We start from the raw sequence: 9,622 nt of genomic DNA, 5'->3' as shown, positions 1-9,622 counted from the left end.
GGCCGGGCGTCCTCGGCCGGCTGCGCCTCGCGCGCCGCCCGGTCGGCCGCCTCGACCACGTCGGCGAGCTGGTCGGGCCGCACGGCGGCGCGCGACACGACGCCGACGCCCTCGCCCACGACGGAGATGACGGTCAGCCGCGAGGAACGGGCGACGCCGTTGGTGGTGAGGGTGTTGCCCGCGAAGCGCAGGTTGGCGGTGGAGCCCTCGTCGGCGAGCACCATGCAGCCGTCGGCCCGCGACAGCTCCAGTGCCCGCTCCACCATCTCCTGCGGCGAACCGCCGGTGATGTGCTCGCTCACTTCTTTCCACCCTCCTGCACGGTGTTGAGGATCCGGACGCCCCGGAACAGCGCCGACGGGCACCCGTGGCTGACCGGGGCGACCTGCCCCGGCTGGCCCTTGCCGCAGTTGAAGGCGCCGCCGAGCACGTACGTCTGCGGCCCGCCGACCGCCTCCATCGACTGCCAGAAGTCGGTCGTGGTCGCCTGATAGGCGAAGTCGCGCACCTGGCCGGCCAGCCGGCCGTCGCTGATCAGGTACGCCCGCTGCCCCGTGAACTGGAAGTTGTAGCGCTGCATGTCGATGGACCAGCTCTTGTCGCCCACGATGTAGAGGCCGCGCCGCACGCCGGAGATCAGCTCCTCGGTGGATGGGCCGTCCGGCGCCGGGGCGAGCGAGACGTTGGCCATGCGCTGGATCGGCATGTGGCCGGGGGAGTCGGCGAACGCGCAACCGTTGGAGCGGCCGAAGCCCTTCATCAGCGCCATGCGCCGGTCGAGCTGGTAGCCGACCAGGACGCCGTCGCGCACGATGTCGAACGACTGCCCCTCGACACCCTCGTCGTCGTAGCCGACCGTGGCCAGGCCGTGCTCGACCGTGCGGTCACCCGTCACGTTCATGATCGGGGACCCGTACTTCAGCTCGCCGAGCTGGTCGAAGGTGGCGAAGCTGGTGCCCGCGTAGGCCGCCTCGTAGCCGAGCGCCCGGTCCAGCTCCGTGGCGTGGCCGATCGACTCGTGGATGGTCAGCCACAGGTTGGACGGGTCGATCACCAGGTCGTAGTCGCCCGGCTCGACCGAGGGCGCGGCCAGCTTCTCGGCCAGCAGCTCGGGGAGGCGGGCCAGCTCGGCCGCCCAGTCCCAGCCGGTGCCGGTCATGTACTCGTAGCCGCGGCCCGCCGGAGGGGCGATCGTCGACATGTCGTCGAAGCCGCCGCCGGCCGCCTTCATCGCGTTGAGGTTGGGGTGGATCCGCACGCGCTGCTGGGTGGTGACCGTGCCCGCCGTGTCGGCGTAGAACTTCTGCTCCTTGACCTGGTGCAGCCGGGCCGAGACGTGGTCGGCGCCCTTCAGCAGCCCCGCCGACCATTCGGCCAGCAGCGCGATCTTGTCGGCCGTCGGCACCGTGAACGGGTCGACCTCGTACGAGGAGACCCAGGTGACGTCGCGGTGCGCCGGCTCGGGCGCCAGCTCGATCGGCTCGCGGTTGATCGGCGCGCTCACCTCGGCCACGCGCACCGCCTGCTCGGCCACCGCCGCGGCCGCCTCCGGGGTGAGGAGGATGCCCGAGGCGAAGCCCCACGTGCCGCCCTTGACGACGCGTACGGCGTAGCCCAGGTCGTCGGCGTCCATCGCGCCTTCGAGCCGGGCGTCGTAGAGGCTCAGCATCTCGGCCCTGACGCGTTCGAGCCGGAAGTCGGCGTGCTCGGCACCCAGGTCACGGGCGCGTTGCAGGGCGGCGTCCGCCAGCTGCCGCAACGGCAGCTCCAGGAATTCGGGGTCCATCTGGCGCATGTCCACGATCCTAACCCTGTGATCTTGTCTGGCCCGGACAAGCGGATACCCGCCGGTAGGGGATAGCGTCAGGTCTCATGGCACGCTCTGTACTCGTCACCGGGGGCAATCGCGGCATCGGCCTCGCGATCGCCCGTGAACTAGCCGCGGCCGGCGACGCCGTCGCGGTCACCTACCGTTCGGGAGAGCCCCCGGAGGGGCTGTTCGGCGTCCGGTGCGACGTGACCAGCATGGACGACGTCGAGGCCGCCTTCGAGAAGGTGGAGGCCGAGCAGGGCCCCGTCGAGGTGCTGGTGGCCAACGCCGGCATCACCAAGGACACCCTGCTGGCGATGATGAAGGAGGACACCTTCACCGACGTCATCGACGCCAACCTCACCGGCGCCTACCGGGTCGCCAAGCGGGCCATCCGGCCGATGATGAAGCTCAAGCGCGGGCGCGTCATCCTCGTCTCCTCGGTCGTCGCCCTGCTCGGCTCCGCCGGCCAGACCAACTACGCCGCCTCCAAGGCCGGCCTCATCGGGTTCGGCCGGTCCATGGCGCGCGAGTACGGCTCGCGCGGCATCACGGTCAACGTGGTCGCGCCCGGATTCGTCCAGACCGACATGACGGCCGGCCTGGACGAGGAGGCCATCATCAAGAACATCCCGCTCGGGCGGCAGGCGTCGCCGGGCGAGGTCGCGCGCGTCGTCCGCTTCCTGGCGAGCGACGACGCCTCCTACATCACCGGGGCCGTGATCCCGGTCGACGGCGGACTCGGAATGGGGCACTGACGTGGGCATTCTCGAAGGCAAGCGGATCCTCGTGACGGGCGTCCTGACCGACGCCTCGATCGCGTTCTCGGTCGCGAAGCTGGCCCAGGAGGAGGGCGCCACCGTGGTGCTCACCGGCTTCGGCCGGCTCAGCCTGGTCGAGCGCATCGCGAAGCGGCTGCCGCAGCCCGCCCCGGTGCTGGAGCTCGACGTGCAGAACACCGAGCACCTCGACACGCTGGCCTCCCGGGTCGGCGAGCACGTCGACGGCCTCGACGGGGTCGTCCACTCCATCGGCTTCGCCCCGCAGACCGCGCTCGGCGGCAACTTCCTCAACACCACGTGGGAGGACGTCTCCACCGCCCTGCACGTGTCCACGTACTCGTTCAAGTCGCTGGCGGTCGCCTGCCTGCCGCTGATGAAGGAGGGCGGTGCGGTCGTCGGCCTCGACTTCGACGCCTCCAAGGCGTGGCCCGTCTACGACTGGATGGGCGTGGCCAAGGCCGGTCTGGAGTCCGCCTCCCGCTACCTCGCCCGTGACCTGGGCAAGCAGGGCATCCGGGTCAACCTCGTCGCGGCCGGGCCGCTGCGCACGATGGCGGCCAAGTCGATCCCCGGCTTCAAGGAGTTCGAGGACAGCTGGCCGGAGAAGGCTCCGCTCGGCTGGGACCTGTCCGACACGGTGCCCGCGGCCAAGGCGTGCCTCGCGCTGATGTCCGACTGGTTCCCGGCGACGACGGGCGAGATCGTCCACGTCGACGGCGGGGTCCACGCGATCGGCGCCTGACTCCCGTCACTCTGCGAAGGACACGCCCGGCCCGCTGATCGCAGCGCGGCCGGGCGCGGCTTTTCGCGGGGGAGACCCGTTCTCCGGGACGGCCTGCCGACCTGGACGCGGCTCAGGGGCGGCCTTACCCGCGCGCGGAGGCGGCTCAGGGGCGGCCCTACCTGCGCGCGGAGGCGGCTCAGGCGAGGCGGTGGCGGCCGTTGGCGGCCGTGGACGGCTCGAACGGGATCGAGTCGGGCTGGTCCGAGCGCTGCCGCCGCTGCTGCACCACCCGCGTCGCCGCCACCGCCGACAGCAGCAGCGCGATCGTCAACGCCGTCCCCAGCACGTCCGAGGCGGGGGCGCTCGGCCGTACGACCTGCTGGTCGTGCAGCGGCACCGTCAGGTCGCGCACGAGGGGGTGCGGCCAGAGCAGGTCGATGCGCGGCTCGTCCGGGTCGGCCGCCGGCTCCTCGCCGATCCGCTCCTCCTTGGTGTCCAGGAGGTACGGCTGGCTGTCCGGCTGCGTGGCGGAGCGGGTGGGCGCGGTCGTGGGGGCCGTCGTGGGGTGCTCGTCGTCCTTGCGCTGGCGGGCCGTGCCGGAGCGCGTGGGCTGCCCGGGCTGCCCCGTGCGCCTCTCCCCGGGTGACAGCGCGGTGGCGCGCGGACCGGGCGTCACGGCGTCGTCGCGGACGCTCTGGTCGTCGCAGGCCAGCACCGGCAGGCACACGTCTCCGAGCGTCTCGGGCAGCAGGGTGCTCGTGGTGGACGGCAACGGGTCGGGATCGCTCTTCCTGGCCTGGCCGGGCTTGGCCGTGGGCACGGCCTCGCCCACCTTGCCGAGCACCTTGCCCGTGGTGTCGCCCACCTTGTCGGTCAGGCCCTTGGCCTTGCCACCGGTCACGCCGTCGACGGTGTCGGTGACCTTGCCGACCGTGTCGCAGACCGTGCCCGTCACGCCGCCGAGTAAGCCGCCCCCCTTGGGGCAGTCGTCCGCCGCGGCCGGCCCGGCGACCGGCACCGTGAGGGCCACGGTGACCGCGGTCGCCGCCAGTGCCGTCGCCAGGACACCAGCCGACATCGCGGTCCTGCTCCCCATCGGTCCGTCCCCTCCCGCATCGCCTTGGATGAAATCTTTACGGACATCGCCGCCGAGACGCAGGTGTTTCCCGCCAAAGTTGCGATTCGGTATCGAGTAGTGATACGCGAGCCCGACTCCGGTTCCCTTGGGCGGTCCGCGCGCCCGCGTCGGTCCGGGCGCGCGCGCCCGCGTCAGTCCAGGGAGGACACGTCGTCCAGGGCCTCACGGATCTCCCGGGGCAGCACGACCTCCTCGGCCGAGAGGATGCCCGCGAGCTGCGACCGCGTGCGGGCCCCCACGATGGCCGAGGCCACCCCCGGCTGGTCGCGCACCCACGACAGCGCCACCGCCAGCGGCGACACGCCGAGCCCGTCGGCGGCCGTCATCACCGACTCCACCACCCGGCGGCAGCGCTCGTCGAGGTACGGCCGGACGAAGTCGGCGAAGTGCGGCGTGGCGGCCCGCGAGTCGGCCGGGATGCCGGTGCGGTACTTGCCCGTCAGCACCCCCCGTCCCAGCGGGGACCAGGCCAGGACCCCGGCCCCGACGTGCTCGGCGGCCGGCAGCAGCTCCCGCTCGGGCTCGCGCGCCAGCAGGGAGTACTCGGCCTGGGCCGAGATGATCGGCACGCGGCCGGGGACGGAGCGCTGGGCGACGGCCGCGGCGGCGAGCTGCCAGCCGGCGTAGTCGCACACGCCCGCGTAGACGGCCCGGCCGGAGGAGACGATCGCGTCGAGCGCGGCGAGGGTCTCCTCCAGCGGCACCTCGTCGTCGTAGGTGTGGAGCTGCCACAGGTCGACGTAGTCGACGCCGAGGCGGGCCAGCGACTCGTCGACGGCGGCCACCAGGTGGCGGCGGGAGGCGTCGCGGGGGCGGCGGCCGAGCGGCGTCACCACGGCCTTGGTCGAGATCACCAGCTCGGAGCGGGGCACCTGGTCGCGCAGCAGCCGGCCGAGCAGGCGCTCGGCGTCGCCGCCGGTGTAGACGTCGGCCGTGTCGACGAGCGTGCCCCCCGCGTCCACGAAGGTGCGGAGCTGCGCCGAGGCCTCGTCGGCGTCGGTGTCACGCCCCCAGGTCATCGTGCCGAGCCCCACCCGGGACACCGACAGGCCGCTACGGCCTACATAGCGCTGCTGCATGGTCCCGAAAGGGTACCGTCCGGGCCGCGGAAAAGGCGTGATCCACGCCTGCGACACTTGGACGGTGACCACGCTGCTTCTGGCCCGCCACGGCCTCACCGCCCTCACGGGGCCCGTCCTGGCCGGCCGTACACCGGGAGTGCACCTGAGCGAGGAGGGCCGGCGGCAGGCCGGGGCGCTGGCCGCGCGCCTCGCGGGCGTGCGGCTGGACGCGGTGGTCTCCAGCCCGCTGGAGCGGTGCGTGGAGACCGCGACGGCCGTCGCCGAGGGCCGCGGGACGGCCGTGAAGACCGACGAGCGGTTCGTTGAGTGCGGCTACGGCGACTGGACCGGCCGCCCGCTGGAGGAACTGGCCAAGGAGCCGCTGTGGCGGGTGGTGCAGGCCCATCCGAGCGCGGCGGTCTTCCCCGGCGGCGAGCCGCTGGCGGACGTGCAGCACCGGGCGGTGGCGGCGGTGCGGGAGTGGAACGCGCGCGTGGGGGAGAAGGGCGTCTACCTCGTGTGCAGCCACGGCGACGTGATCAAGGCGATCGTGGCCGACGCGCTGGGCCTGCATCTTGACCAGTTTCAGCGGATAACAGCAGATCCTGCGGCGCTCACAGTGATTCGCTATGCCCCCTTGCGTCCCTTTCTCCTCAGGCTTAACGATATGGGGGAATTGCGGCTCCCCGAGGATTCGGAGGAGAAAGACGGGGGAGAAAACATCACCGGGAGCGATGCCGCCGTCGGCGGCGGACCCGGGACCACGTAAGGTCAGGCTATGCCGGTCTTCGACTACGACCCACCAGAGAGGTTCGTGGCCGGTGCCCTGGGGCAACCGGGCGCCCGAGCCTTCTTTCTGCAGGCCAGAGCCGAGGGCAGACTGACCACGGTCGCGCTGGAGAAGCTGCAGGTCGCCGCGCTCGCGGGCAGGCTCGACGAGCTGCTCGACGAGGTGCTGCGGCGCAGCGGGGGCACCGCCCACGTGCCGGCCCTGGCGCCCGCCGAGCTCTCCGACGAGGCCCCCCTCGACGTCCCGCTGGCCGAGGACTTCCGGGTGGGCACCATGGCGCTCGCGTGGGACCCCGAGACCTCGCAGGTGGTGATCGAGGCGCAGGAGATGGTCGACGACGAGGACCTCGACCCGCCCGAGCCCGCCGTGCTGCGGGTCCGCATCAGCGCCGGGGCCGCGCGGGCCTTCACCGCGCGCGCCCTGCGGCTCGTCGCCGCGGGCAGGCCACCCTGTCCTCTGTGCGGCCAGCCCCTCGACGCCGAGGGGCACATCTGTGTCCGGCTCAACGGCTACCGCGGGGGTGAGGCGGCTTCATGAGCGCCCCGGAGAGCGAGCCCGCCGTCAGGCACTCGCACACGCCGGTCATGGACGACGAGAGGGCGCTGAAGCTCCTCCGTGACGGGCGCCTGGACGTGGTGGGCCGCCTGGTCGAGGCGACCAACCTGACGCTCTACTGCTCCGTCACGCTCGCCGGGAACACCGTCGCCTGCGTCTACAAGCCCGTACGCGGGGAGCGCCCGCTGTGGGACTTCCCCGACGGCACGCTGGCGGCCCGCGAGGTGGCGGCCTTCGAGGTGTCCCAGGCGACCGGCTGGCAGATCGTGCCGCCGACCGTCTACCGCGACGGCCCGTTCGGCCCCGGCATGTGCCAGCTCTGGATCGACACCGAGCGCGAGATAGACCTCATGCGGCTGGTGCGCAGCCGCAACCCGGTGGTGCGCCGGATGGCGGTCTTCGACGCCGTGGTCAACAACGCCGACCGCAAGGGCGGCCACCTGCTGCCGCTGCCCACCGGCCACGTGTACGGGGTCGACCACGGCGTCTGCTTCGCCGCCGAGGACAAACTGCGCACCGTGCTGTGGCAGTGGCGCGGCAAGCCGCTGGCGCGCGAGGCCGTCTCCGTGCTGGCCAAGCTGGATCGCGAGCTGGAGTCGGGCTCCCTCGGGCGCAGGCTGCGCGAGCTGCTGACCCAGGCGGAGGTCGAGGCGACCTGGCAGCGGGTCAGGCGGCTGCTCGACACCGGCGTCCACCCGTCGCCGTCGGAGGACTGGCCCGCCATCCCCTGGCCGCCGATCTAAACCCATTCACTACGCTCCAAACCCATTTACTACGCCCCAAACCCATTTACTACGCTTTGCCCCATGTGCACTCTGATCGTGAAGACGGGGTGGCCCCTCACTCTCCTGTTCGTGCGCGACGAGTACGCCGACCGCCCCTGGGAGGGGCCTGGAGAGCACTGGCCCGAGCGCTACCCCGGCGTGATCGGCGGCCGTGACCTCAAGGCCGGCGGCACCTGGCTGGCGGTCCATCCGGCCGCCCGCCGCGCCGCCGCCCTGCTCAACGGGTGCGGCTCCATGGCCCCCGAGGCCACCCGCGTCTCCCGCGGCGACCTGGCCCTGCGCGCCGCCGCCGCCGGCACCCTGCCGGGCGACCCGCCCCGCGAGGACGTCCCCCCGGAGGTGAGCCTGGCGGAGGCGGACCTCACCGCGTACGACCCCTTCTACCTCCTGCTCGCCGAGCCGCCGGGAGCGCGGCTGGCCGGCTGGGACGGCGAGCGGCTGACCGTCACCCGCGTGCCCGACGGCGTCAACATGGTCGTCAGCGCGGCGGGACTCGACCCCACCCATCCCCGCGTCGTCGCCAACCTGCCCCGCTTCCGGGCCGGCGACTGGCGCGTCCCGGGCGAGGAGGCGCACTCCGCCGACCCCGAGTCGCTCCTCGTCCGCCACGAGACGCCCGAGGGCAAGATCCTGACCTCGCTGTCGGCCATGCGGGTCACGCTGGCCGAGGACGACGTGACGTACGACTTCACCGACCTGACCGCCGAGCGGGACAGATAGGCTCAAAGCTATGAGATCGTGGTCCGCCCCGAACATCCCCAAACTGCCCGGTCAGAGCGTCCCTCTGCGGCTCCACGACACGGCGGCCGGGCAGGTGCGCCCGACCGATCCGGGTCCCACGGCCCGGATGTACGTGTGCGGCATCACCCCGTACGACGCCACGCACCTCGGGCACGCCAACACCTATCTCGCCTTCGACCTGGTCGGCCGGGTGTGGCGCGACGGCGGCCACGACGTCCACTACACGCAGAACACCACCGACGTGGACGACCCGCTCCTGGAGCGCGCCGAGCAGACCGGCGTCCCCTGGCAGGAGCTGGCCGAGCGGGAGATCGAGCTGTTCCGCACGGACATGGAGGCGCTGCGCATCGTGCCGCCCCGCGAGTACGTGGGCGTCACCGAGGTCGTCGGCCGCGTCGCCGGGCTGATCGAGGCCCTGTCGGGCAAGGGCGTCACCTACGAGCTGGACGGCGACGTCTACTTCAGCTCGGCCGACGCGCCGAAGTTCGGCCAGGTGTCCGGTTACGGCGAGCAGGAGATGCTGGCGCTGTTCGCCGAGCGGGGCGGCGACCCCGAGCGGCCGGGCAAGCGCCACCCGCTCGACTGGCTGCTGTGGCGGGCCGAGCGGCCGGGGGAGCCGGCCTGGGACTCGGCGCTGGGGCGGGGCCGTCCCGGCTGGCACATCGAGTGCACGGCCATCGCGCTCGACCATCTGGGCGCCGGCTACGACGTGGCCGGCGGCGGCTCGGACCTGATCTTCCCGCACCACGAGTGCGGCGCCTCCGAGGGGCACGCGGCGACCGGCGAGTGGCCCTTCGCCAAGTTCTACACCCACGCCGGCATGGTCGCCCTCGACGGCGAGAAGATGTCGAAGTCGAAGGGCAACCTCGTGTTCGTCTCGCGGCTGCGCCAGGAGCGCGACCCGATGGCGATCCGGCTGGTCCTGCTGGCCCACCACTACCGCGCCGACTGGGAGTACACCCCGGAGCTGATGGCCGGGGCGGAGCGGCGGCTGGCCCGCTGGCGCGAGGCGGTGGCGCTGCCGTCGGGACCGCCCGCGGACGACGTGCTGGCGCGGGTGCGCGAGCGGCTGGCCGACGACCTGGACGCGCCGGGCGCGCTGGCCGCGGTCGACGCCTGGGCCGGCGAGGCGCTGGCCGGGAAGGGCACCGACCCCGGCGCGCCGGCCCTGCTCGACGGGCTGTCACGAATCGTTCGTGGAACTCTTCGGCAAGTGCTTCGCGGCGGTAGCGCTGG

The 9,622-nt window shown here is 72.8% G+C and carries 11 protein-coding genes; 7 read left to right on the top strand and 4 right to left on the bottom strand.

What is annotated here, in order from left to right; translation table 11 throughout:
- Together AB0H81_RS41755 and AB0H81_RS41750 are read right to left on the bottom strand one after the other, a co-directional pair.
- On the bottom strand, positions 1-266 hold a 266-nt coding region (locus AB0H81_RS41755), incomplete at its 3' end, for a DNA gyrase modulator (protein ID WP_358387091.1).
- A 32-nt stretch (positions 267-298) separates the two neighbouring features.
- Complete coding sequence (locus AB0H81_RS41750; RefSeq protein WP_358387088.1) at positions 299-1,795, bottom strand: TldD/PmbA family protein; 1,497 nt, start codon at positions 1,793-1,795, stop codon at positions 299-301.
- A 77-nt stretch (positions 1,796-1,872) separates the two neighbouring features.
- On the opposite strand from AB0H81_RS41750, the gene fabG reads away from it, so the two are divergent.
- Positions 1,873-2,568, top strand: coding sequence for a 3-oxoacyl-ACP reductase FabG (fabG, locus tag AB0H81_RS41745; protein WP_175601265.1), 696 nt, complete (start codon positions 1,873-1,875; stop codon positions 2,566-2,568).
- Between the two features lies 1 nt (position 2,569).
- Positions 2,570-3,334 (top strand): enoyl-ACP reductase FabI, encoded by a 765-nt coding sequence (fabI, locus tag AB0H81_RS41740; protein ID WP_358387085.1) that lies wholly within the window; start codon positions 2,570-2,572, stop codon positions 3,332-3,334.
- Positions 3,335-3,512: 178 nt separating this feature from the next.
- Here fabI and AB0H81_RS41735 read toward each other — a convergent pair whose 3' ends face one another.
- Both AB0H81_RS41735 and AB0H81_RS41730 read right to left on the bottom strand, forming a co-directional pair.
- Complete coding sequence (locus tag AB0H81_RS41735) at positions 3,513-4,394, bottom strand: hypothetical protein (RefSeq protein WP_358387082.1); 882 nt, start codon at positions 4,392-4,394, stop codon at positions 3,513-3,515.
- A gap of 191 nt (positions 4,395-4,585) precedes the next feature.
- The gene (locus tag AB0H81_RS41730; RefSeq protein WP_358387080.1) at positions 4,586-5,533 is read right to left on the bottom strand and encodes an aldo/keto reductase; all 948 of its coding nucleotides are present in this window, start codon (positions 5,531-5,533) and stop codon (positions 4,586-4,588) included.
- A 64-nt stretch (positions 5,534-5,597) separates the two neighbouring features.
- On the opposite strand from AB0H81_RS41730, the gene AB0H81_RS41725 reads away from it, so the two are divergent.
- The 5 genes from AB0H81_RS41725 to mshC all read left to right on the top strand — a co-directional run.
- Entirely contained in the window at positions 5,598-6,284 is a 687-nt protein-coding gene (locus AB0H81_RS41725) for an MSMEG_4193 family putative phosphomutase (RefSeq protein WP_358387077.1), read from the top strand.
- Between the two features lie 9 nt (positions 6,285-6,293).
- Positions 6,294-6,842 carry a DUF3090 domain-containing protein gene (locus tag AB0H81_RS41720; protein WP_358387074.1) on the top strand — a complete coding sequence of 183 codons (549 nt, stop codon included), beginning with the start codon at positions 6,294-6,296 and terminating at the stop codon, positions 6,840-6,842.
- Positions 6,839-7,603, top strand: coding sequence for an SCO1664 family protein (locus tag AB0H81_RS41715; RefSeq protein ID WP_358387072.1), 765 nt, complete (start codon positions 6,839-6,841; stop codon positions 7,601-7,603). Before AB0H81_RS41720 ends, AB0H81_RS41715 begins: the two co-directional genes overlap by 4 nt.
- Positions 7,604-7,666: 63 nt before the next feature.
- A complete protein-coding gene (locus AB0H81_RS41710) occupies positions 7,667-8,365 on the top strand; it encodes an NRDE family protein (RefSeq protein WP_358387069.1) in 699 nt (232 codons plus the stop codon).
- 10 nt (positions 8,366-8,375) lie between these two features.
- The coding region (mshC, locus tag AB0H81_RS41705) for a cysteine--1-D-myo-inosityl 2-amino-2-deoxy-alpha-D-glucopyranoside ligase (RefSeq protein WP_358387066.1) at positions 8,376-9,622 on the top strand (1,247 nt) is incomplete at its 3' end.

It is taken from the genome of Nonomuraea sp. NPDC050691 (genome assembly GCF_040654455.1).
Lineage (GTDB): Bacteria > Actinomycetota > Actinomycetes > Streptosporangiales > Streptosporangiaceae > Nonomuraea.
The sequence above is the reverse complement of the archived record's forward strand: the minus strand, read 5'-3'. Positions and strand labels throughout refer to the sequence as shown.

Excerpts from the sequence above, each read along its gene's own strand:
- AB0H81_RS41750 (WP_358387088.1), bottom strand. The coding sequence starts at position 1,795 with ATGCGCCAGATGGACCCCGAATTCCTGGAGCTGCCGTTGCGGCAGCTG.
- fabG (WP_175601265.1), top strand. The coding sequence starts at position 1,873 with ATGGCACGCTCTGTACTCGTCACCGGGGGCAATCGCGGCATCGGCCTC.
- AB0H81_RS41735 (WP_358387082.1), bottom strand. The coding sequence starts at position 4,394 with ATGTCGGCTGGTGTCCTGGCGACGGCACTGGCGGCGACCGCGGTCACC.
- AB0H81_RS41730 (WP_358387080.1), bottom strand. The coding sequence starts at position 5,533 with ATGCAGCAGCGCTATGTAGGCCGTAGCGGCCTGTCGGTGTCCCGGGTG.
- AB0H81_RS41720 (WP_358387074.1), top strand. The coding sequence starts at position 6,294 with ATGCCGGTCTTCGACTACGACCCACCAGAGAGGTTCGTGGCCGGTGCC.
- AB0H81_RS41715 (WP_358387072.1), top strand. The coding sequence starts at position 6,839 with ATGAGCGCCCCGGAGAGCGAGCCCGCCGTCAGGCACTCGCACACGCCG.
- AB0H81_RS41710 (WP_358387069.1), top strand. The coding sequence starts at position 7,667 with ATGTGCACTCTGATCGTGAAGACGGGGTGGCCCCTCACTCTCCTGTTC.